The 23,289-nt window shown below is 70.0% G+C and carries 15 protein-coding genes; 5 read left to right on the top strand and 10 right to left on the bottom strand.

The window, feature by feature from the left end:
- Both AOK17_RS45625 and AOK17_RS45620 read left to right on the top strand, forming a co-directional pair.
- On the top strand, nucleotides 1-929 hold a 929-nt coding region (locus AOK17_RS45625; protein ID WP_055618547.1), incomplete at its 5' end, for a LacI family DNA-binding transcriptional regulator.
- A gap of 117 nt (nucleotides 930-1,046) precedes the next feature.
- Entirely contained in the window at nucleotides 1,047-3,125 is a 2,079-nt protein-coding gene (locus AOK17_RS45620) for a TIM-barrel domain-containing protein (RefSeq protein ID WP_055618546.1), read from the top strand.
- 47 nt (nucleotides 3,126-3,172) lie between these two features.
- On the opposite strand, the gene AOK17_RS45615 is transcribed toward AOK17_RS45620, so the two are convergent.
- Together AOK17_RS45615 and AOK17_RS45610 are read right to left on the bottom strand one after the other, a co-directional pair.
- Nucleotides 3,173-4,099: an LLM class F420-dependent oxidoreductase gene (locus AOK17_RS45615; RefSeq protein WP_055618545.1), complete on the bottom strand. Its 927-nt coding sequence runs from the start codon at nucleotides 4,097-4,099 to the stop codon at nucleotides 3,173-3,175.
- Between the two features lie 8 nt (nucleotides 4,100-4,107).
- The gene (locus AOK17_RS45610) at nucleotides 4,108-4,878 is read right to left on the bottom strand and encodes an ABC transporter ATP-binding protein (RefSeq protein WP_055618544.1); all 771 of its coding nucleotides are present in this window, start codon (nucleotides 4,876-4,878) and stop codon (nucleotides 4,108-4,110) included.
- A 199-nt stretch (nucleotides 4,879-5,077) separates the two neighbouring features.
- Between AOK17_RS45610 and AOK17_RS45605 the strand changes: the two genes are divergently transcribed.
- Both AOK17_RS45605 and AOK17_RS45600 read left to right on the top strand, forming a co-directional pair.
- Nucleotides 5,078-6,115 (top strand): ABC transporter substrate-binding protein, encoded by a 1,038-nt coding sequence (locus AOK17_RS45605; protein ID WP_055618543.1) that lies wholly within the window; start codon nucleotides 5,078-5,080, stop codon nucleotides 6,113-6,115.
- Nucleotide 6,116: 1 nt separating this feature from the next.
- Nucleotides 6,117-6,884: an ABC transporter permease gene (locus AOK17_RS45600; protein ID WP_245697808.1), complete on the top strand. Its 768-nt coding sequence runs from the start codon at nucleotides 6,117-6,119 to the stop codon at nucleotides 6,882-6,884.
- A gap of 105 nt (nucleotides 6,885-6,989) precedes the next feature.
- Here AOK17_RS45600 and AOK17_RS45595 read toward each other — a convergent pair whose 3' ends face one another.
- The 7 genes from AOK17_RS45595 to AOK17_RS45565 all read right to left on the bottom strand — a co-directional run bounded on the left by AOK17_RS45595 (nucleotide 6,990) and on the right by AOK17_RS45565 (nucleotide 18,139).
- Nucleotides 6,990-7,703: a glycoside hydrolase family 12 protein gene (locus AOK17_RS45595; protein WP_055618542.1), complete on the bottom strand. Its 714-nt coding sequence runs from the start codon at nucleotides 7,701-7,703 to the stop codon at nucleotides 6,990-6,992.
- 61 nt (nucleotides 7,704-7,764) lie between these two features.
- Nucleotides 7,765-10,002 carry a glycosyl hydrolase family 95 catalytic domain-containing protein gene (locus tag AOK17_RS45590; protein WP_055618541.1) on the bottom strand — a complete coding sequence of 746 codons (2,238 nt, stop codon included), beginning with the start codon at nucleotides 10,000-10,002 and terminating at the stop codon, nucleotides 7,765-7,767.
- Complete coding sequence (locus tag AOK17_RS45585) at nucleotides 9,999-12,017, bottom strand: beta-galactosidase (RefSeq protein WP_055618540.1); 2,019 nt, start codon at nucleotides 12,015-12,017, stop codon at nucleotides 9,999-10,001. The genes AOK17_RS45590 and AOK17_RS45585 overlap by 4 nt, the downstream gene beginning before the upstream one ends.
- Nucleotides 12,014-14,239: a WD40/YVTN/BNR-like repeat-containing protein gene (locus tag AOK17_RS45580; protein ID WP_055618539.1), complete on the bottom strand. Its 2,226-nt coding sequence runs from the start codon at nucleotides 14,237-14,239 to the stop codon at nucleotides 12,014-12,016. The genes AOK17_RS45585 and AOK17_RS45580 overlap by 4 nt, the downstream gene beginning before the upstream one ends.
- A gap of 171 nt (nucleotides 14,240-14,410) precedes the next feature.
- The gene (locus AOK17_RS45575; protein ID WP_055618538.1) at nucleotides 14,411-15,361 is read right to left on the bottom strand and encodes a carbohydrate ABC transporter permease; all 951 of its coding nucleotides are present in this window, start codon (nucleotides 15,359-15,361) and stop codon (nucleotides 14,411-14,413) included.
- Nucleotides 15,358-16,452, bottom strand: a complete 1,095-nt coding sequence (locus AOK17_RS45570; protein ID WP_055618537.1) for an ABC transporter permease — start codon at nucleotides 16,450-16,452, stop codon at nucleotides 15,358-15,360. Before AOK17_RS45570 ends, AOK17_RS45575 begins: the two co-directional genes overlap by 4 nt.
- A 4-nt stretch (nucleotides 16,453-16,456) precedes the next feature.
- Nucleotides 16,457-18,139, bottom strand: a complete 1,683-nt coding sequence (locus AOK17_RS45565) for a type 2 periplasmic-binding domain-containing protein (RefSeq protein WP_055618536.1) — start codon at nucleotides 18,137-18,139, stop codon at nucleotides 16,457-16,459.
- Nucleotides 18,140-18,522: 383 nt separating this feature from the next.
- Here AOK17_RS45565 and AOK17_RS45560 point away from each other — a divergent pair, with 383 nt between their 5' ends.
- A complete protein-coding gene (locus AOK17_RS45560) occupies nucleotides 18,523-21,480 on the top strand; it encodes a glycoside hydrolase family 3 C-terminal domain-containing protein (protein WP_055618535.1) in 2,958 nt (985 codons plus the stop codon).
- Between the two features lie 114 nt (nucleotides 21,481-21,594).
- On the opposite strand, the gene AOK17_RS45555 is transcribed toward AOK17_RS45560, so the two are convergent.
- On the bottom strand, nucleotides 21,595-23,040 hold the full coding sequence (locus AOK17_RS45555) for an aldehyde dehydrogenase family protein (RefSeq protein WP_055618534.1): 1,446 nt from the start codon (nucleotides 23,038-23,040) through the stop codon (nucleotides 21,595-21,597).
- Nucleotides 23,041-23,289: the final 249 nt, after the last annotated feature.

The raw sequence follows: 23,289 nt of genomic DNA, 5'->3' as shown, positions 1-23,289 counted from the left end.
CCATCTCCGCGGGTACCCGCGAGCGGGTCGAGCAGAGCATCCAGCAGCTCGGGTACCACCCCAACGCGGGAGCCCGGGCACTGGCAAGCAGCCGGTCCAACATCATCGCGCTGATGATCCCGCTCCGTACGGACATGTACGTACCCGTGATGATGGAGATCGCCATCGCCGTGGCGACCTCGGCCCGCACCCACGGGTACGACGTGCTGCTGCTGACCGGTGAGGAGGGTCCCGACGCCGTGCGCCGGGTCACCGGCAGCGGGCTCGCCGACGCGATGATCCTGATGGACGTCGAGCTCGACGACGAGCGGCTGCCGCTGCTGCGCGGCACGGACCAGCCGTCCGTCCTCATCGGTCTGCCCGCCGACACCAGCGGCCTGACCTGCGTCGATCTCGACTTCGGCGCCACGGGCGCACTGTGCGCCGAGCATCTCGCGATGCTCGGTCACCGTGACATCGCTGTCATCGGCGAGGCGCCCGCGGTCTACGAACGGCACACCGGCTTCGCCGAGCGCACGCTCGACGGACTCCGGTCCCGGTCACGGGAGTTGGGCGTGCGCGTGCTGCACCGCCCGTGCGAGGGCGGCTACGACGCGATGTCGCTGACCCTGTCCCGGATCTTCGACGAGCGCCCGGGCACCACGGGCTTCGTCGTACAGAACGAGTCCGCGGTCGAGCCGCTGCTCGCGCTGTTGCGCCAGCAGGGCCGGGCCATCCCCGAGGACGTGTCGGTGATCGCGATCTGCCCGGACCAGGTCGCCACCCAGGCCTCGGTGCGGCTGACCTCGGTCGCCATCCCCGCGCAGGAGATGGGCCGGCACGCCGTGGAGCATCTGATCGCCAAGCTCGAAGGGCACGGCAAGGACGAAGTCGTGCTTCTCGCACCCGAGTTGACGGTACGGGCGAGCACGGGCCCGGCCGCTTCCTGAACCAACCGCACCAACCACCCCGCGTCTCATGGGCGTTGGGGCACCCCAACCTGTCCCGGTCCGCCGGAGCCGCGTCACCGGGTCCTGTCGCCACTCCTTCCTTCAGGAGCACCCCACGTGAATCAGCCTGCCGCAAACCACCCCGGACAGCCCGGACAGGCCGGTCAGCCCGGCCAAGGGTCCGCCAGCCTCACCCAGTCCTCCCCCACCGTCGGCACGTTCCGCGAACGCGACGGCGCCCTGGAGTGGAGCGGCCGACAGGAGACCGTACGCGTCGAGCCGTGGGGCCCCGACGCGGTCCGGGTCCGGGCCAGGCTCGGCGGACCGGTCCTGGAGAGTCTGCCGGGCGCGCTGCTCGACGAGGCGCCCGCGACCGAGGCCTCCGTCAAGATCGAGGACGGGCGGGGGCAGTTGACCGTCGGCGCGCTGACCGTCGAGGTCGACGCCGAGGGCCTGATCCGCTTCCTCCGCACCGACGACTCCGCGGAACTCCTCACCGAGGAGCGCGCCCACTTCTGGTGGCCGGGACCGCGCCTCTACACCCCGGTCGGCAACGGCCACCACCGGCTGGAGCAGCGCTTCGCCGCGTACGAGGGCGAGAAGCTGTACGGCCTGGGCCAGCACCAGCACGGGCTGCTCGACCAGAAGGGCGCCGTCCTCGACCTGATCCAGCGCAACGCCGAGGTGACCATCCCGGTGCTGACCTCCAGCCGCGGCTACACCCTGCTGTGGAACAGCCCGGCCATCGGCCGCGTCGAGCTCGCGGGCAACGGCACGCGCTGGGTGGCGGACTCGGCCCGGCAGATCGACTACTGGATCACCGCGGGTCAGCCGGCCGACGCGCAGCGTCGCTACAGCGCGGTGACCGGCCGTACGCCGATGCTGCCCGAGTGGGCCGCCGGCTTCTGGCAGTGCAAGCTGCGCTACCGCACGCAGGACGAACTCCTGGGCGTGGCAAGGGAGTACAAGCGCCGGGGCCTGCCCATCGACGCGATCGTCTGCGACTTCTTCCACTGGACGCACCTGGGCGACTGGAAGTTCGACCCGGCGGAGTGGCCCGACCCGGCGGCGATGCGGCAGGAGCTGGAGGAGCTCGGCATCAAGCTGGTCGTGTCGGTCTGGCCGTCCGTCTCCCCGCTCTCCGAGAACCATCAACTCATGGAGCAGCGCGGCTACTTCATCGGCACGCAGTACGGCCCGATGGCGCACGCCGACTGGCCGGACAAGGAGGTCGCCTCCACGGTCCAGGTCGCCTTCTACGACGCGACCAACCCCGAGGCGCGCGACTTCCTGTGGTCGCGGATCAAGGAGAACTACCTTGATCCGTACGGGATCACGGCCTTCTGGCTCGACGCCTGCGAGCCGGAGCTGAAGCCGGGCTTCCAGGAGAACCTGCGCTACTGGGCGGGCCCGGGTCTCGAAGTCGGCAACATGTACCCGAGCGAGAACGCCCGCACCTTCTACGAGGGCATGATCGCGGCCGGCGAGACCGAGATCGTCACCCTCAACCGCTCGGCGTGGGCGGGCAGTCAGCGCTACGGGGCCGCCCTGTGGTCCGGTGACATCGGCACGGACTTCGCGACCCTGCGCCGTCAGATCGCGGCGGGCCTCAACACGTCGCTGTCCGGCATCCCCTGGTGGAACACCGACATCGGCGGCTTCCACGGCGGCGACCCGGACGACCCTGCGTACCGCGAGGTCATGATCCGCTGGTTCCAGTTCGGCGCGCTCTCCCCGCTGATGCGGCTGCACGGCTTCCGGGACCCGGGCATGCCGCTCGGCCCGGACATGACCGGCGGCCCGAACGAGGTCTGGTCGTACGGCGAGGAGGCCGGCACGATCATGGAGAAGTACCTCCGGCTGCGTGAGCGCCTGAAGCCGTACGTCCTCGACGTGATGCGGGCCGCGCACGAGGAGGGGCTGCCGGTGATGCGGCCCCTGTTCCTGGAGTTCCCGGACGACCAGGCGACCTGGTCGGTGGCCGACTCGTATCTCTTCGGCCCGGATCTGCTGGTCGCGCCCGTCCTGACGGCGGGGGCGAGCGTGCGTACGGCCTATCTCCCGGCCGGGGCGCGGTGGACGGACGCCTGGACGGGAACCTCGTACGAGGGCGGTACGAACGTCACGGTGGACGCCCCGCTGGACCGGATACCGCTCTTCCTGCGGGACGGGGCGGCTCTCCCGATCGCCGAGTAACGGCCTTCCCTCTCCAGGACGTTGAGGGGCGATCTCAAGGGAGTCCCTCAAGAGAGTTGAGGTGCGACCTCGGCCGCCAGCAGGTCCAGGTGGTCGAGGTCGGAGAGATCGCGCAGGCGTACGTACACGCGAGAGGCCCCGAGGTCGGCGTACTGGCCGAGCACGTCGACGATCTTCCCCGGAGGGCCGTGCAGCGGTTCCTCCGGGGGGAGGCGGGACGGCTCGTGCAGCAGGGCGAGGCGGGTGTCGATCTCGGCTTCGGTGCGGCCGGAGGCGATGCCGAGGCACACCGAGAGGATCAGGGGAGGTCCGCCGATCGCCTCCCTGGCGGCCCGCGCGCCCGCGAACAGGTCGGCGCTCTGCTCGGGCGAGGTGAAGGGCAGGTTGAACTCGTCGGCGTACCGGGCGGCCAGTCCCGGTGTGCGGCGGGGGCCTCGGCCGCCCACGATGATCGGCACGGCCGGCCGCTGGACGGGCTTCGGCAGGGCGGGCGAGTCGGTCAGCCGGTAGTGGCGGCCCTCGTACGAGAAGCGCTCGCCGGGCGGGGTGGCCCAGAGGCCGGTGACGATCCGGAGCTGTTCCTCCATCCGCTCGAAGCGTTCGGCGGGTGGCGGGAACGGGATGCCGTACGCGCTGTGGTCGAGGGCGAACCAACCGGCGCCCAGGCCGAGTTCGACCCTGCCGCCGCTCATCGCGTCGACCTGGGCGACGGTGACCGCGAGCGGGCCGGGGTGCCGGAAGGTGGCCGAGGTCATGAGGGTGCCGAGCCGGATGCGCGAGGTCTCGCGGGCCAGACCGGCGAGGGTGGTCCAGGCGTCGGTGGGTCCCGGCAGGGCGTCGGTGTAGTGCATCGGGTGGTAGTGGTCGGCTACGAAGAAGCCCTCGAAGCCGCACTCCTCCGCGTGCCGGGCGGCCCGCGCCAGTTCGTCGTAGGTGGCCCCGTGGTACGGCTCGGTGAAGAGGCGCAGCTCCATCTCCCCGCTCACACTCCCGTCATGTGGCTGGCCAGCAGCAGGTCGTGCAACTCGGCGCGGCAGCGGGCGAGTTCGGTGGCGTGCGCGTCATGGCCCAGGGAGCGGGGGCGCGGGACGGGCACGTCGAGGACCGTACGGACCTGGCCGGGGCGCGGGCTGAGGACCACGACCCGGTCGGCGAGCAGGACCGCCTCCTCGATGGAGTGGGTGACGAGGACGACCGTGGCGGCGTACTCCATGTGCACACGCTGCAGCACCTCGCACAACTCCTCGCGGGTCAGGGCGTCCAGGGCCGAGAAGGGCTCGTCCATCAGCATCACGCGCGGACGCTGGATCAGTGAGCGGCAGAGCGCCACGCGTTGCTGCATGCCGCCGGACAGCTCGTGCGGCAGGCGTTTGTGGAAGGGGGTGTCCAGGCCGACGGTGGACAGCAACTGCCGTGCGGATTCCCGGTGTTCGGGGCGTGGTCGGCCGTGGACCTGGATGGGCAGCAGGACGTTGTCGAGCACCGACCGCCAGGGAAGCAGGGCCGGGCGCTGGAAGAGGATGGCGACGTCCCGGCGCGGTTCCCGCACGGGCTCGTCCGCGATCCGTACCTCGCCGGAGGAGGCCGGGAGCAGTCCGGCGATCACCCGCAGGAGGGTGGACTTGCCGCAGCCGGAGCGGCCCAGGACCGCCACGAACTCACCGTCCCCGACGTCCAGTTCGATGCCGCGCAGGGCCTCCACGGTCCCCCTGCGGCCGTTGAAACTCTTCGACACGCCGCGCACTCGGATCACGGTCTGCCCTCCATCACCGGTTCACCTTGAGTGGTAGCGGTAGCAGTATCGATAGCGATTGCCGTAGCCGTAGCCGTAGCCGTACGGCCGAGAATAGGGCGGCGCAATCCGTGATCAACCAGCCTGGTCGATGTTTGTTACATGACAACCAGGTCTGCGGTATCGACAACTTCCGCCTCAACAGCTCCACTTGAGAGCCATGAGACGGAATACGCGGTTACCCGCCGCGCTCCTGGCTGTCCTGCTGACGGCGGCGCTCTCCACGGCCTGCGGCTCCGACGACGACAACGGCAAGGGCGCATCCTCCTCCGGCGGTTCCGCGCCCGACAAGGTCACCTACATCACCGGTTTCGGCACCTTCGGGCGCGAGGCGTACGCCTATGTCGCCCAGGACAAGGGCTACTTCAGCGACGCGGGCGTCTCGGTCACCATCCAGCCGGGGCAGGGCAGCGCGATCAGTCTGGCCGCGCTGGCCGGCGGGCGGGCGCAGTTCGCGCCCGTCGACCTCAGCAGCACGATCATGCAGGTCGGCAGCGGCAAGGTGTCCGGTGTGACGGCGGTCGCGGCCGTCCACCAGACCACGGACGCGGCGGTGATGGCGCTGGCCGACAGCGGTATCAGCAAGCCCGCCGACCTGGAGGGCAAGAAGATCGCGGACCCGGCCGGGTCGGTCATCGGGGCCCTCTTCCCGGCGTACGCGAAGCTCGCGGGATTCGACGCCGACAAGGTCGACTTCGTCAATCTCGAACCCCAGCAGCTCGGGGTCAACCTCGCGGCAGGCAAGGTCGACGCGGTCGGCCAGTACCGGGTGGGCCGCCCGAACATCGAGAACGCCGTCAAGGGCAGGGACGTCGTGGTCCTGCCGTTCGGCAAGTTCCTCACCGAGAGCTACGGCTCGGCCATCACGACCACCACGAAGATCGCCGAGGAGGACCCGGACCTGGTCAGACGCTTCACAGCGGCGCTGCTCAAGGGCATGCGCTACGCGATCGACCACCCGGAGGAAGCGGCCTCGGTGCTGGCGAAGAAGCATCCGACCGTCAACGAGAAGGCCGCCGCCGCGGAGATCGAGCTGGTCGGCGAGGCCGTGCAGCCCAAGGAGGACGGGGCGCCGATCGGCACGATGGACCGCGAGCGGGTGGCCGGGGCGATCAAGGCGCTGGTGGACGCCGGCGCGGTCAAGTCCGGCCTGACGCCCGAGCAGTTGGTCTCCTTCGACCTGGTGCCGAAGTCCTGAAGTGCTCAGGCGGGTGATGGAGTTCGGCTGGCCCGTGCTCGGGCTGGCCGCGGCCATCGGCACCTGGGCACTCGCCGTGGTCGTGTTCGACGTACCGGAGATCGTCCTGCCGTCACCGGCGGACGTGCTGGACGCCTTCCTCCGCGTGCCCGGCTATCTGTTGGGCGAGGCGCTCACCACGCTCGTCGTCATCGTGCTGGGCTTCGCGCTGGCCGTGGCGGCGGGGCTGGCGATCGGGGTGGCGATCGCGGCGTCGCGGATCGTGGAGCTGATGTTCTCGCCGCTCCTGGTGGCGTTCAACGCGGTGCCCAAGGTGGCGCTGGCCCCGCTGCTGGTGGTGTGGATGGGGTTCGGGCAGCAGCCGAAGGTCGTCATGGCGCTGCTCGTCTGCTTCTTCCCCGTCGTGCTGTCGGTCGCGGGCGGGCTCACCTCGACACCGGTCGAACTCGTCGAGCTGGCACGGTCGTTGCGCGCGTCGCGCACGCAGACGTTCCTCAGGTTCCGCTTCCCGAGCGCGCTGCCGCAGATCTTCGTCGGACTGAAGGTCGCCATGCCGCTGTCGGCCGTCGGCGCGGTCATCGGCGAGTTCAGCGCGGGCGACGAAGGGCTCGGTTTCGTCGTCGTACAGTCCGGGGCGAACTCCGACACCGCGCTGGCGTTCGCCGCGATCGCCCTGCTCGGCGTGATGAGCGTGGCGCTGTTCTACGCGCTCGTGCTCGCGGAGCGGACGCTGCTGCCGTGGGTGAGGGAGACGACGTCGCAGCGGTAGGCGTGGAGGTGGGCGCAGCCCGGGCCGGTCCCGCGTGGGGGACGGCGCCGACCCGGGCGTACGGTCACCTGCCGGTGACGGTGGCGATACCGATGACGGTGGGGCTCAACTGCTGGAGACCGTCAGGTTGTTGGTGGCGAAGTCCAGGCCGCCGGACGACGAGGTGATCTCGAAGCCGAACTGCACGTCGCCGATGGTCTCGTTGCCCATCCAGCCCTTGGTGTCCTTGATCCACTTGAGGATCGGCAGGACGTTGACGGTCCCGGAGTTCGAGTCCGAGGTGCGCAGGAACGAGAAGACCTCGTTGGCGCCGTTGTTGCCCTTGTAGACGGTCCAGGTGTGGCCGCCCAGAGTCACGTTGCCCTGCGAGGTGCCCAACGGGCCGACCGCTCCGTTGTAGTTGACCCAGAGCATGATCTCGTAGTCGTAGTCGGTGTCCCAGATGTCGTACGAGGTGTTGTACGCGCCCGAGGACGGGACGGTGACGTTGTAGCTGCTGCTGAGCGAACCGAGCGAGGTGATCGTCTTGTTGATCACCTTCTTGGAGTTCGGGTACGACTTGATGCCGCCGGTGTTGGGGTGGTTGGCCCAGACACCCCAGTTGGTACCGGAGTTGGCCCAGATGCACTGGCTGCCGGCGCCGGAGCCCCAGATGTTGTTGTAGAGCGTGTAGCCGTTGAGGCTGGTGTTGCCCCACTGGTCGCAGGAGTTCCAGACGGCCGCCGAGGCGGGCGCGGAGGCGAGGCCGATGGTGGCGCCGAGCGCGAGGGCCGGAGCCAGGAGTGCCTTGGTGATCCGGGTCAGCGTGCGTGTTGCCATGGTGTCCCTTCCATGGGTGGGGGGGTGTGGGGGTTCGATCTGCTGTGGATCTGCGGTGGATCTACCGCGGCCCCAGGGTGAGGACGCGGTCTTCTCCGGCTCGCAGGTGGAGCGGTCGCGTTCCGGAGGAAGTCCTGAGGTCGACGCGGTGGGTCCGGGTGGGCCGTACCACCGCGCGGGCTCCCGCCGGGCTCCAGCCGAGGTCGACCTCGGCGCCGAACCTCGTTCGTACGCCCCGGAGTTCGCCCTCCGGGAACGCGGCGGGCAGGGCGGGTAGGAGGACCAGCCGGTCGGGCGTCGACTGGATCAGCGTCTCGACGATCACGGCGGGGAGGGTGTGGGCGGCGTCCGCGTTGTAGACGTCGCGGCGGGGGTAGTGCGCGCTCATGAGGGAGGCGTGGAAGAAGTCGCCCTCCAGCACCTGGCCGAGCGCGTGCGCGACCCGCTCGCCGTCGCGCAGCCGGGCCGCGACGAGCGCGTGGTGCAGATGACCGTGCGCGGAGTCGTTCTCGGCGCCCCTCAGTTCGAGCGCCCGGTGCGCGGCGGCGGCGAGATCCGGGGTGTCGTACGGGTTGATCTCGTCGAGCGGCCACACGCCGTACAGATGGCTGAGGTGCCGGTGGTCGTACGTGTCGTCGAGGCCGGGCCACGCCCACTCGGCGAGCGCTCCGTCGTCGTTGACGCGGTGCGGGGGCAGCCGTTCGGCGAGCGCACGCCAGCGGTCGGCGTCCGGTCCCGGGTGGTACGCGGCGGCCGTGACCAGGGCGTGCCGGGCCGCCGAGAGGTCCATGGCGGCGTTGACCGCGCCCCAGCTCGCGTTCGCCGGGCGGTTCTCGGGCGAGTAGGAGGGGACGACGACGAGCCGGCCGTGCTCGTCGGTCCGGGTGAGGAAGTCCTCGTAGAACAGGGCGAGTTCGGCGAGCGCCTCCTTCAGCCGGGGATCGTGCTCCCCGCGTGTCTCGTCGTGGTCGACGAGCGGTTTGAGCAGCCAGTCGGCGCCCGCCGTCCAGAGGTGCAGCGGGTATTCGCGGCTGAAGTGGTACGTGTGCCCGGACTCGCCGTCCGTGTGCGGTGGGGCGACGATGCCACGGGCGCCGAAGACTGCCCGGGCGTTGTCCCGCCAGTGCGGCAACTGACCGTGGATCAGGGCCGAGTGGGCCTCGACTACCTCGGGCAGCGCGCCCGCGACGACCGACGCGGTCTGCAGATTCAGGTTGGCGTCCGTGGTGAACGCCCCGGACCACGCCGTGTCCCAGTCGCCGGTCCACAGCCCCGTGAGCCTCGGCGGCAGCATCCCGGCGGCGGACAGCAGGTGGTAGCGGCCGGCCGCGAAGAGCCGTTCCAGCAGCGCGGGGCTCTTGGGCCGCTTGAGCAACTCCGAGCCGGGGAGCGCGCGTTCGGCGTCGTCGGCGTCCAGGGTGAGGGAGACGCGGTGGTACGCGGTGCGGTGGAGGTGCAGGTGACGCTCCAGGAGGCTGCCGTACGGCTCCTCGTCGCCGTCCGGCAACAGCTCGCGCAGGGCCTGTGCCTCCGCCACCGTGTCCAGTTCCCCGGTGTGCCGCCGCACCCGGGTCAGCAGCAGGACCGACTCGGCCCCGGTCACGCGGATGCCGGGCGGGGTCAGCGTCGTACGGCCGCCGGTGACGACGGCCAGCGTCACTCCGGTGTACGCGCGGTCGCTGCCGGGATAGCGGGCGCTCAGGGTGAGCACGGCGCCCTCGGGGGTGAGGAGCACGCCGTCGCTGACCCTCAGCCTGTTGGGGGCGCCGGGGAGCCGGTGGTCCAGCGCGATGTCCGCGGTGAGGCCGGGCGAGGTCACGTGCTGCACGATCACGTCGTCCGCGCGTGAGACGAAGACGCGACTGCGTCGGCCCGTGCAGACCGCCTCGGCGACGCCCGTGGTGAAGTCGACCGAGCGGCGGTAGCCGCGCTCCCCGTCGGCGGGCCGGCGCAGCCGCACCTGGAAGGCGGGATGGAAGGGCTGCACCCACTGCAGCGGACGCCCGTCGGTGAACTCCTCGGCCGCGGTCAGGTCCCCGGCCAGCAACCGGTCCTGGAGCTGGGGCAGTTGGGCGGCCAGCTCCGGGGGTCGGGCGTGTTCGCCGCCGTTGGGGCGGACCAGGGTGTGGTGCGTGACGATCACACGGTCGTCGTTCGGATCACCGAACACCATGGCGCCGTGACGGCCGTTGCCGCTCAGGAAGGCGTCCTCCCAGCGGGCGGCCGGGCACGGCTCCCAGGTGCCGTGCGGCGAGGGGGAGGACGAGGGTGCGGGTGGAGGCGACGCGTCGGCGCTCACGGTGAGAGCACCACCGCTCCGAGGCGCGCCAACTCCACCGTTCCCGTGACCTGTTGACCGGTGAGCAGGTTCCGATACGTCCCCGGCACCCGCACGGTGACCGCCTCGCGCCCGTGGTTGAGCACGAAGAGCAGGTCTCCCCGGCGGACGGCCTCGACCTGCGGGGGCAGCCCGTCGAGCACCGGCCGCACGCCCGCACCGGAGGCCACGCTCGTCATCAGCTCGCGCAGCGCCGCGGGTTCGGGCAGCGTGGAGACGTACCAGGCACGCTCCTTGCACAACACCGCCGGCATGCCGTCCAGTTCGCCGCCCTTGTAGCGGGCCTCCACGACCGCGTCCGCCTCGGCCTCGATCTCCTCGGACCACAACGTGCCCCGGAAGCCGTCGCATTCGGCGGTCTCGTCCGCGTCGAGCGGCCACCACTCGTGCAGGGTGCGGATGCCGAAGAGCTCCCGCAGCCGCTCGTCCATGCCGCCGGGCCGTACCCGGTCGTCCTCGTCGGCGACACCGGTGAGGAAGCCGCTGACGAGGGTGCCGCCGCCTCGTACGTACGCGACGAGGTTGTCGATCGCCGCGTCGGTGAGCAGGTAGAGCTGGGGCACGACGACCAGCCGGTACGCGGACAGGTCGTGCTCCGGGTGTGCGAAGTCCGTGGTGACGTGGGCCTCCCACAGGGCGCGGTGCCAGGCGCGCACGACCTGCGGATGGTCGACCTCGGAGGAGAGCCGACCCTCCTGCGCACCGGCCCACCAGGCGTTCCACTCGTGGAGGATCGCGACGTCCGACGACGAGTGTCTGCCCGTCACCTCATCGCCTATACGGGCGAGTTCGGCGCCGAGCTGCTTGACCTCCTGGTAGGTGCGGCCCTGCTCCCCCGCATGACTGACCATCCCGGAGTGGAACTTCTCCGCGCCCTGGCGGGACTGCCGCCACTGGAAGTAGCAGACGGCGTCGGCACCCCGGGCGACGGCCTGGAGGGACCACAGACGGTTGAGGCCGCGCGGCTTGGGGTGGTTGACGCCCCGCCAGTTCACGGGCCCGGCGGCCTGCTCCATCAGCATCCACGGGCCGCGGGCCTGGGAGCGGGTCATGTCCTGGATGAGCGCGCCGTTCTGGGCGCCGAAGGGGTCGCGCGGGTCGGGATAGATGTCGACGGAGACGACGTCCTCCTCCGCCGCCCACTTCCAGGCGTCCTGGCCGACCCACATCGGCATGAAGTTGGTGGTCACCGGGATGTGCGGGGTGTGCCGTCGGACGATGTCGCGCTCGGCGACGTAGCACTCCAGGAGCATGTCGGAGGTGTAGCGCTTGAAGTCCAGCACCTGGGTGGGGTTCTTCATGTAGTGGGCGTGCCGCGGCGGCAGGACCTCCTCCCAGTCGCCGTAGCCCTGACTCCAGAAGGCCGTCCCCCAGGCGGAGTTGAGGGCGTCGAGCGTGCCGTACCTGTCCCGGAGCCAGCGGCGGAAGGTGGCGGCGGCCTCGTCGCCCCAGTCGTAGGTGCAGTACTCGTTGTTGATGTGCCACATCGTGAGCGCGGGGTGGCTGCCGTAGCGGGCGGCCAGGTCCTCGGTGATCGCGGCGGCGTAGCGGCGGTAGGTGGCACTGGAGTGCGAGAAGTGCTGGCGACCGCCCCACCACTCGGTGCGGCCGTCCTCGTCACGGGGCAGGGTGTCCGGGTGCAGGCTGCCCATCCAGGGCGGAGGCGAGGTGGTGGGCGTGGCGAGGACGACCCCGATGCCGTTCTCGTGCATGAGGTCCATCAGCCGGTCCAGCCAGCCGAACTCCCGCTCCCCCGGCTGCGGTTCGAGCTTCGCCCACGAGAAGACACCGAGCGTGACGGAGTTGACGCCGGCCGCCTTCATCAGGCGTACGTCCTCGTGCCAGGTCTCCTCGGGCCACTGCTCGGGGTTGTAGTCGCCGCCGAAGAGAATGCGGCCACGGGTGGCGTCGGCGAGACCTGGATGGCCGGGGATCGAGGATGGGTTCGGGTTCGGGGCCGAGGTCGAGTTGTTCATCGGAGAGGCTCCCCGTACTGGATGCCGCGCCCGTTGGTGGCCAGATACACCCGGCCGTACACGCGCGGGTCGCCGACGACGACCTCGCCGGTCCAGCCCCACTGGTGGGCGTCGTCGTTGATCCGCGTCCAGGTCTTCGCCTCGTCGTCGGAGCGGTAGACGGCGGTGATCGTGTCCGTAGAGCCGACCTGGTAGATCGCGGGGTAGTCGGCGCCGTCGGCGGCCTTGCCGAAACCGAGCGTGTACGAGGCCCAGCAGCTGGCCACCTTCGAGAAGCTCGCCCCGCCGTCGGTGGACCGGTAGAGCCCGTTCCACTTGGCGGAGAGCCACAGGTCACCGCTCCTTCCGGGCGCGGCGACGAGTTTGAACTGGGCGTCACCGGAGGGCAGTCCGCCCGCACGCGCCGTGAACGAAAGGCCACTGTCAGTGCTGGCGAGTAGCGTTCCTGTGTCGGTGTCGTATGCGTAGAAGAGCGTCGGGTCGGCCGGGTCGGCGACCGGCGTGGCGCCCTTCGGGAAGGAGGAGATCTCGGACCAGGTCGTGCCGTTGTCGGTGGACCGGTGGGCTGCGTACTTCGTGCCGTCCCAGTGCACGAAGGACCACAGCAGCGCGCTGCCGTCGGCGTTGGTGGCGATCGGCCCCGGTGCGTCCTTGGCGATGTCGGGCTGAGCCTCGAAGGGCGCCCAGGTCCGGCCTCCGTCGTTCGAGCAGGCGCCGTTGCCGTTGTCGCCCCAGCCCGCCCGGACCACGTACGACGGCCTGGCCGCGGCCTGCGCGAGTCCCGTCGCCGACCCGAACACGGGGTTCGCCGCCATGCCGCGCGCCGGCGACGCCGTGAGCCGCTCGTGGTACATGACGCCGATGTCCCCGAGTCCACTGATCAGGTGTGCCTCCCCGACCGGGGGCGAGATCAGCTGGCGCACGGCCGTCTCCTCCAGACCCCGGATCTGCGGCGCCCAGCGCTTCAGGTCACGGGTCCCGTAGAGCGTCGCCCCGGTCCCGTACACGATGTGCTTCGAGTCGTACGGGTCCACGGCGAGCGCCTGGATCCACCAGCCGAACTTCGGCTTGTCGTCGCCCCACTTGAGGTAAGGAGTCTCGGACACGTCGAACACAGCAGCGTCCTTGAGGGACGTCCAGGTACGGCCGCCGTTCGTGGTGCGGTAGACGGTGTCGACGTCGGCCCAGCGGTTGTTGGTGGAGACGGCGAGGGTGCCCGGGCGGCGGGCGTCCACGGCGACGCCGCCGTAGCCGAAGGTGTCGGCGGACCCGTCGCCGGTGGTGCCGCCGGGCTTCACCGGGGTCACGTCGGCCCACGTGCCGGTCGCGGTCCGCAGCTTGTGCACGCTGCCGTCGGACTGGCCGTTGGGACCTGGCGCGTTGGCGTATGTCACGTACAGCTCGCGGGTGTGCCTGTCGTACGCGGCACGGATCGGCACCTTGGCAGCGGTACCGGACGGCTGCCCGGGAACGGCCTCCCATGCCGTCCCGTCGGCCGTGCGGTACAGGTTCGCCGTGCCCGAGGTGCCGTCGCCGTCGCCCCACCCGGCGTAGACGGCCCGACCGACGGCGACAAGGAACACGACGCCCTGCCCGGAGGCGCTCGCCTTCGCCGGAAAGCCGCTCGCCGTCGCCCAAGTGGCCCCACGGTCGGTGGACTTCAGCAGTCCGTCGTGCCGCGTCCCCAGCCACAGCGTGTCGCTGTCCCTCGGATCGACCAGCAGCCGCTCCCCCGCACCCCGCCCGTCCTCATTGGCCCCGAGCTTCACATCGAGATCGGTCCGGCTCCAGGTCGCACCCCGGTCCTCGGACCGCAGCACCGCACCATTGCCGGCCCACGACTGCGCGTACGTACCGAGGGCGAGGTAGACCCGCCCCGGATGCGCGGGGTCGACGGCGATCGCCTCGACACCGAGCAGGTTCCAGTCGTCCCACCCGAGGTGGTCGGTGAGCGGGATCCAACGGCCGGCGCGGTCGTCCCAGCGGTAGGCGCCGCCGATATCCGTACGGGCGTAGGCGAGACCGCGCACGGAGGGGTGGAACAGGACCCCGGTGACGAACCCGGTCCCGCCGACGACGACGTTGCGCCACCGATAGCCGGACGCGCCCGCCACTGGCGCGGCCACCGCAGGGCTGACGGCCGCACTGGAGACAGCGGTAGCGGCAACCGCGGCAGCACTACCGGCAAGAACAGCACGTCTACTGAGGCGGGGCGTGCGCATGACATACCTCGTTCCAGGAAAAGGGGAACTTCGCAAAGGGGGAACTCGTAAAGGAGGAGCGGACCGGAATTGTTTGGGGGCGCGGGGGACTGCGCGGCCAGCCACAACCAGCCCGCAGCCGACAAACAACCCAACAGTTCCCAAGCCAAGTCAGATGGGGGGGGACGCAAGTCACCCCTTGATCGCGCCGGTCAGCATGCCCTTCTTGAAGTGCTTCTGGACGAAGGGCGAGAGGAACGCGACCGGCAGCAGGGCCAGCACCATGACCGCCATCTGGACGGCGAGCGCGGAGAGCTGGCCCGTCTTGATGGCCTGGCCCATACCGACCGGAGGCTCTTGCTTCTGGACGAGCTGGATCATGACGTTCTGCAGCGGCATCATTTCCTGGTCGCTCAGGTAGATCGACGCGTTGAACCAGGCGCTCCAGTAGCCGACGGCGTAGAACAGTGTGATCACCGCGACGACGGCACGGGAGAGCGGGAGCACGATCTGCCAGAGGATCCGCCAGTCCCCCGCCCCGTCGATCCGCGCGCTGTCGGTGAGCTCCGGCGAGATGCTCATGAAGAACGCCCGCAGGACCAGGATGTTGAAGACACTGATCGCACTCGGCAGGATCAGCGCCAGGTACGTGTCCGTCAGCCCCAGGGACTGCACGAGCAGATACGTGGGGATGAGGCCGGCGCCGAAGAACATCGTCGCGAGCAGGATCATCAGGAACCAGCGGTGCCCGACGGAACCGATGCGGGAGAGCCCGTACGCGGCGAGGATGGACACCGTCATCGAGAACACCGTGCCGACGAGCGTGACGCCCAGGCTGACGAGGGTGGCGCGGGTGACCTGGCCGCCGCTCAGCAGCTCCTGGTAGGCGATGAAGGTGATGCCCTTGGGGATCACCACCAGGCCGCCGGCCTCACTGATGTCCTGCTTCGAGGACAGACTGGTGACGACGACGATCCACAGCGGGAACAGGACGGCGAGGCATGCGATGGACAGGACGATGCCCTTGCTCGCGAGCCCTGCCTTGTTGGGCTCCTCCTCCCAGACGGGCCTCGGCGGTGCGGCCCAGCGTCCGGAAGCCTTCGGACCGGGGGCCTTCGGCCGTTCGTCGGTGACAGCGCTCACTTCTTGTACACCCCCTGCTCGCCCATGAGATGGGCGACCTTGTTCGCGGCGAGGACGAGGCCGAGACTGACCACGCCCTTGATCAGGCCCGCCGCCGCCGCGTAACTGAACTCCTGGTTGCGGACGCCGTTCCACCACACGAAGGTGTCCAGGACCTCCGACGCGCCCGGCCCCACCGCGTCTCGCTGCAGCAGGATCTGTTCGAAGCCGACCGTGAGCGCGTCACCGACACGCAGCACCAGGAGCAGGGCGATCACCGGCCGCAGTGCGGGCAGCGTGACGTGCCACATCCGGCGCCACCGGCCGGCCCCGTCCATTGCCGAGGCCTCGTACAGGTCGGGACTGACCGAGGCCAGCGCCGCGAGGAAGACGATGATTCCCCAGCCGGCGTCCTTCCAGACGCCCTCCGCCGTCACCAGGAACTTGAAGATCCCCGGGTCGGTCATGAGGTCGAAACCCTCGTAGCCGTGCTGGCGCAGGGTCTGCGCGATGATGCCGGCGCCGCCGAAGATCTGCTGGAAGACGGTGATGACCAGCACCCAGGAGAAGAAGTGCGGCAGGTAGAGGATCGCCTGCGACACCGCCCGCACCCGTGGCCTGATCACGCTGTTGATGAGCAGCGCCAGCACGATCGGGATCGGGAAGAAGAGCAGCAGTTGGAGGGAGAACAGGACGAAGGTGTTCTGGACGGCCTCCCAGAACGCCGAGTCCTCGAAGATCCGTGAGAACTGTTCGAAGCCGACCCAGGGGCTGTGGAAGATGGCGACGAAGCCGTTGTCGCTGATGTACGGGTCGTACTCCTGGAAGGCGACGACGTTGCCCAGGATCGGTATGTAGTTGAAGACCAGCACCAGCAGGACGGCCGGCAGGGTCATCAGGATCAGCGTGCGGTCCCGCTTGAGGCGGGTCCTGAGCGTGCCGCCGTTCGCGGCCTTCTTCAGGGCCTTCTTCTCGGCTCTGGAGACCCCGGAGGGCTTCGCGGGCTTGGCGGCCCTGGTGGATCCGCCCCCTCCGGCGGAGGGTTCGACGGTGTCGTCCGCCGTCGACGGCGCGGTGCGCGCGGCGGCGCCCGGAGTGGTGCTGTGTGCCACCTCGTCACCCCTGCGCGGATCCGCTGTCGTCCAGCAGCTTCTTGTACCAGTCGCGCAGCTTGTCGCCGCCCTGGCTCTTCCACTCCGACACCGCCTGCTGCATGTCGCTGACCTTCTTGCGGCCGCGGACGACGCTGTCCTCCAGGTCCTCGAAGTCGTTGGAGAGGCTGGTGTAGCGGGCCGGTTCGGTGACCTGGAGCCCGTAGAAGGAGGACTTCTTGGTGAAGGCGCCCATCCGCTGCTGCCACTCCACCTGCTCCTTCGCGATCTCCGCGAAGTCGGGGTGCGCGATGGTCGGGGCGGGGCTCGCCAGCATGACGAAGGCGTTCAGGACCTCCTGGTTGCCCTTGTCGTTCTTGGTGGGAACGCCGTCCTTGACGGTGTAGTGCGTGCCCTCCACCCCGTAGTTGGTGAGCATGTACTCCTTGGTGCCGTACGGGGCCGCGGTGACGTTCGCGGCGGCCAGCACGTCGTGGATCACTGCCTTGGACGCCTTCTTGTTGATGAAGGCGAAGATGCCCGCGGGCGATGCGGCCCACAGCTGGGGGTCGCCCCCGTCATGGCCGAAGATGTCCATGCCGGCGATGCGGAAGTCCTTGTTCTGGGTGGCCTGTTCGGCCATCTTGCCCCACCAGTCCGTGATGTTCTGGTTGTACATCATGACCTGGCCGTCGGTGAAACGCTGCCCCGCGTTGCCCTGGTTCGCGGCCCTGGCGTCGGGGTGGACGACGCCCGCCGCGTACAGCTTGCGCGTCCACTCGAGCGATTCGAGGTACTCGTCGGTCTCGACCCGGTAGATCAGCTTGCCGTCGACGAGGTTCCAGCCGAGCGACTTCTCGCTTCCGGACAGCACGCCGAAGAAGTTGAAGGCGCTCCACTTCATGTCGTCGCAGGCCCACACCTTCGCCTTGGCGTTGGTGATCTCCTTGGCGAGGGCCAGGAACTCGTCGGCGGTGGTGGGGAGTTCGTACCCCTCCTTGTCGAAGACGTCCTTGCGGTAGAAGGGCACGATGCCCACGACGGTGGGGGCGGGCTGGGGCAGGCCGCGCAGCTTGCCGCCGAAGATGGAGTACTGCCAGGCGTCGGTCGGGATGGCCGCGAGGTTCGGGTACTCCTTGACCTTGTCGCCCGACAGGTACGGGCCGAGGTCCGCCATCTTGCTGATGATGGCGCTGGGTATCTTGCCGCCCATGTTCCAGCTGGGGATCACCACGACGTCCGGCATGTCACTGGAGGCGAGAACCGCGCCCAGCTTCTCGTCGTACGTGTTGCCGTCCTGGTTCTGCCAGACGACGTTGGCGCCGATCGTCGTGTTCATCGTCGAGTAGTAGGGATTGCTGCCCTTCGGCGGCGTGCCCCAGAACGGCGACATGATCTTGATGGTGCTGCCCTTGCCGAGCTTCTGCGGCACCGAGGTCTTCAGGTCACCCAGGACCAGCTTGCTCGTGAAACCGAGGGCGGAGCCGTTCTTCGACGCGATGTCCGGCGTCACCACGTTCTGCGCCACGAAGGCGGGAAGGATCTTCTGCGCGTCCTTGCCCGAGGTCGTGCCGTCCTTGGAGCCGCCGCCGGACCCGCCGCAGGCGGCCAGCAGCGGCATCCCGCCGGCCACCGCGGCGGCAGCGACCGCCGTGGAGCCGAGGAAACTTCTCCGACTGGGAGCGGAAGTGGCGGAGTTCGGCGTCATTGCGTCAACCCTTCATGGCGCACAGCAGGACACCCGGCGGTGGGGCCGTCGGCTGCGGTGTCTGAGTGGAACTGGCTGAGCTGAAGCGGACCTCGGAGGTATGCGCACCCTCCGGGGGCGACATCTTCGACTATCGACGAGAGTCGAAGCGCTTCGATGTTGCTGCGAGGTTAAGTGAACACCTGGGGGTGCACAAGAGCCGATTCCAACATTCCTCGGAGGTATAAAGGTCTGAACCGGTCGCCTCCGACCCTTGGGATGGCGGTGAGGATTCGGAGTTGTTGCGTCTGGGTGTCTTGACACCCGCCCCGGAGTCGAATGAGCATCGAAGCGCTTCGAAAGACCTTCGCCGTTCTCCCCACCTTCCACAGAGGGATCCTCGCGTGACCGCTCAAACGCCGCTTTTCCGCGACTCGCAGCTGCCGTTCGCGAAGCGCATCGACGATCTTCTGTCGCGGCTCACCCTGGAGGAACGGGTCGCGATGCTGCACCAGTTCGGGCCCGCGGTGGAGCGACTCGGCGTCGCCGCGTTCCGCACCGGCCAGGAGGCACTGCACGGGGTGGCCTGGATGGGCCCGGCGACGGTGTTCCCCCAGGCGGTCGGCCTCGGCGCGACCTGGAACGACGAACTCGTACGCCGGGTCGGCGAGGCGGTCTCCACCGAGGCCCGCGCGATGCGCTCGCGCGACGACCGCGTCGGCCTCAACGTCTGGGCGCCCACGGTCAACCTCCTGCGCCACCCCCTGTGGGGCCGCAACGAGGAGGGCTACTCCGAGGACCCGAAGCTGACCTCCGCGATCGCCACCGCCTACACCCGGGGCCTGCGCGGCGACCATCCCGCGTACTGGCGGACGGCCCCGGTCCTCAAGCACTGGCTCGCGCACAACAACGAGACGGACCGGGCGACCGCGTCGAGTTCCGTCCGCCCGCGCGTGCTGCACGAGTACGACCTGCGTGCCTTCCGCGAGACGGTCGAGGCGGGCACGGTGGCCGGCGTGATGCCCGCGTACAACCTGGTCAACGGCCGCCCCAACCATGTGTCGCCGTATCTGCGCGAGCACCTGCGCACCTGGACGGACCAGGACCTCTTGATCTGCTCGGACGCGGGCGCGCCCTCGAACCTGGTCGACCACGAGCACTACTTCGACACGCACGAGGAGGCCACGGCCGCCTCCCTGATCGCCGGCGTCGACAGTTTCACGGACCACGGCACGGACAGCTCGCAGATCGTCGAACGCCTCCAAGGGGCCCTGGAACAGGGCCTGTTGACCGAGTCCGACATCGACGCGGCGGTCCGCCGCCAGCTCGCGATCCGCTTCCGCCTCGGCGAGTTCGACCCGCGCCTGGACCCGTACGCGGACACGAAGGACTTCGACACCCCGGCGCACCGCGCCCTCGCACGGGAAGCCGCGGAACAGGCGATCGTCCTCCTCAAGAACGACGGCCTGCTCCCCCTCCCCGACCTCCCCGGCCAGGACAAGCGCATCGCGGTGGTGGGCCTCCTCGCCGACGAGTGCAAGCTCGACTGGTACAGCGGCACCCTCATCCACCGCTCCACCCCGCTCGAAGGCCTCTACGAACGCTTCGGCGCCGACCGCGTGGACTTCGCCGAGGGCGTGGACCGCGTACGCATCAAGACCTCCGCCGGTACGTATCTGAGCGTGCCGTCGGCGGACGACGCGACCGACGAGGTCCGCGGCGCCGAGGGTGCGCTGGACCCGGCCCTCCTCGCGGGCCGCACGGACCTGCCCCCGCTCACCACCGACACCACGGGCACCGAACTCGCGCTGATCGACTGGGGCGGGGGCGTCCTCACCCTGCGCGCCCCCGACGGCCGCTATCTCTCGGTCGCCGACGACGGCTTCGTACGCGCCTCCGCCGACCAGCCCGGCGGCTGGGTCGTCCAGGAGACCTTCCGCCTGGAGCCTCACGGATCGCATGGATCCCATGAATCTCAGGAGTCCCACGAATCCCATCGTTCCCATGGTTCCCATGAGGGCGGTCACCTCCTGAAGCACGTCGGTACGGGTCGCTACGTCTCTGTGACCGCCGACGGCGTAAAGGTTGCCGCCGAGAACCCGGAAATCCTCGAACTGGAGATCACGGAACGCGGAGAGGACACGGTGGCCCGCACGGCCGCCGCGGCCGACGTGGTCCTGGTGGTCGCGGGCAACGACCCGCACATCAACGGCCGCGAGACCGAGGACCGTACGACCCTCGCCCTCCCCGCCCACCAGCAGCGGCTCCTGGAGGCGGCCCGCGCCGCGAACCCCCGCACGGCCCTGGTGATCACGTCCTCCTATCCGTACGCGACCGACCCCACGGACCTCCCCGCCGTCCTCTGGACGGCCCATGGCGGCCAGGCGGCCGGCGCGGCCCTGGCCCGCGTCCTGGCTGGTGACGTCTCCCCGGCGGGCCGGCTCCCCCAGACCTGGTACGCCTCGGACGCGGACCTCCCCGACCTCCTCGACTACGACGTGATCGGCAGCCGCCAGACGTACCTGTACTTCGAGGGCACCCCGCTCTTCCCCTTCGGCCACGGCCTGTCGTACGCGTCCTTCGAGTACGGGAACCTCGTGGCCCACGTGGGCGAGAACTCCGTGCACGTCACCTTCACGGTCACCAACACGGGCAGCACGCCGGCCGACGAGGTGGCCCAGCTCTACTCCCGTGCCGTGACCCCGTCGGTCTCCCGCCCCCGCCGCGAGCTGCTGGCCCACCGCCGGGTCCACGTACTCCCCGGCGCCTCCACCGAGCTGACCTTCGAACTCCCGCTGTCCGCCTTCGAGTTCTGGGACGTGGTCCACGGCGTCCGGCGCGTCGAGCCTGGCCCGTACGAACTCCTCGTGGGCGCGTCCAGCGAGGACGTCCGGCTGCGCGCGACGATCGAGCTGGACGGCACGCCCACCACCCCGCGCCCGGTCCTCGAACTCGGCCTGAACGCCGCCGACTTCGACGAGCAGCGAGGAGCGGAGATCGTCGACCGTACGAAGCTGTCGGGCGACGCGGTGACACCCGCGCACGGGAACCACGGAAACGATGGGACCGATGGGACCCACGGGCCCCACGAGAACACCGCCGAACTGGTGTACCGGGGCTGCGACTTCGGCCCTGCGCCCGGGACCGGGACCGTCGCCGTCGCCGTCGAGGTGTCGGGCGAGGGCTCACTCGAACTGGCCCTGGACGGCGGCCCGGTGATCGCCCGGCTCGATGTCCCGGCCACTCAGGGACCGTACGACTACACCACCGTCGTCACCCCGTTCAGCGCCACCGGGGTCCACGACCTGCACATCGGGCTGCGCGGCCCGGTGCGGCTCGCGCACGTCGGCTTCTCCGGCTGAGGGTCCGGACGAGGTACGACAACGGCCGGAGTCCCCGCACAGCGGACTCCGGCCGTCGCATGACGCCTAGCGCCTAGCGCCTAGCGCATGACGCCTGGCGACTGGCGCCTGATCTCAGAGAGCGAGTCCCGTGAGGACGAGCACGCGCTCGTACGTGTAGTCGTCCATCGCGAACTTCACGCCTTCACGCCCGACCCCGGACTGCTTCACGCCGCCGTAGGGCATCTGGTCGGCGCGGTAGGACGGCACGTCACCGACCACGACGCCGCCCACTTCCAGCGCGCGGTGGGCGCGGAAGGCGGTCTGCAGGTCGTGGGTGAACACCCCTGCCTGCAGCCCGTACTTGGACTCGTTGACAGCGGCGAAGGCTGCCGCCTCCCCCTCCACCTTCTGCACGGTGAGAACGGGCCCGAAGACCTCCTCGCAGGAGAGGGTCACATCGGCCGGCACATCGGCCAGCACGGTCGGCGCGTACGAGGCACCGTCGCGCTTGCCGCCCGCGAGCAGCGTGGCGCCGGCGTTCACGGCCTCGTCCACCCACGTCTCGACGCGCTGGGCGGCGTCCTCGCTCACCAGCGGCCCGACATCGGTGGCGTCGTCGGCCGGATCACCGGTGACCTGCGCCTCGACGGCGGCCACCACGCGGGGCAGCAGCCGGTCGTACACGGACGCGTCCGCGATGACCCGCTGCACGGAGATGCAGGACTGTCCGCCCTGGTAGTTGGAGAAGGTGGCGATCCGCGAGGCGGCCCAGTCCAGGTCCGCGTCGCTCGCCCAGTCGGCGAGGACGACGGCCGCGCCGTTGCCGCCCAGTTCGAGGGTGAGGTGCTTGCGCGGTACGGAGTCCATGATCGCGTAGCCGACCTTGTCGGACCCCGTGAACGAGATGACCGGCAGCCGCTCGTCCTGCACGAGGGCGGGCATCTTGTCGTTGGCGACGGGCAGCACGGACCAGGACCCGGCCGGCAGGTCGGTCTCGGCCAGCAGCTCGCCGATGAGCAGCCCGGAGAGGGGGGTCGCGGGAGCGGGCTTGAGGATGATCGGGGCGCCCGCGGCGATGGCGGGGGCGATCTTGTGGGCGCAGAGGTTCAGCGGGAAGTTGAAGGGCGCGATGCCGAGGACGACGCCCTTCGGAAAGCGGCGGGTGAGGGCGAGGCGCCCCTGCCCTCCGAGGTCCGTGTCCAGCCGCTGGGCCTCGCCGCCGTTGAACCGACGGGCCTCCTCGGCCGCGAACCGGAACACGGACACGGCCCGGCCGACCTCGCCGCGGGCCCACTTGACCGGCTTGCCGTTCTCGGCGGAGATGAGCCGGGCGATCTCCTCGGTCCGCTCCACCAGGCGGCGGCTCACGTGGTCGAGGGCGGCGGCGCGTACGTGGGCGGGGGTGGCGGCGAACTCGTCCCGTACGGCGTGTGCGGCGGCCACGGCCTCCTCGACCTGGGCGTCGGTCGGTACGGAGACCTTGCCTACGGGGTGGCCGTCCCACGGGGAGGTGACGTCGAAGGTGGACTCGCCTGTGGCCTGGCGGCCGGCGAGCCAGAAGGCGTGGGTGGAGGTCATGTGCGAGTCCGGGCCCTTCCGCGTTCGGGGGTGTTCTTGGTCTTTCCCGACCACGGTAGGCCCGCGGTGCCCTGGCTGCGCCTGTCCGAGTCGTAGCACTCCCCTGCCGGGGTGCGCCGCTTTGGCCTAGTCCCGGACTTGTTCCTCGCCCCCGCCGCCCCTACCCATTCCCGTCCCTTTTCAGGGGCTCCGCCCCCGAACCCCCGCTCCTCAAACGCCGGAGGGGCTGAAGATTTCGCGGCCCGGGCT

Source organism: Streptomyces phaeochromogenes, from assembly GCF_001418655.1.
GTDB lineage: Bacteria > Actinomycetota > Actinomycetes > Streptomycetales > Streptomycetaceae > Streptomyces > Streptomyces phaeochromogenes.
The sequence above is the reverse complement of the archived record's forward strand: the minus strand, read 5'-3'. Positions and strand labels throughout refer to the sequence as shown.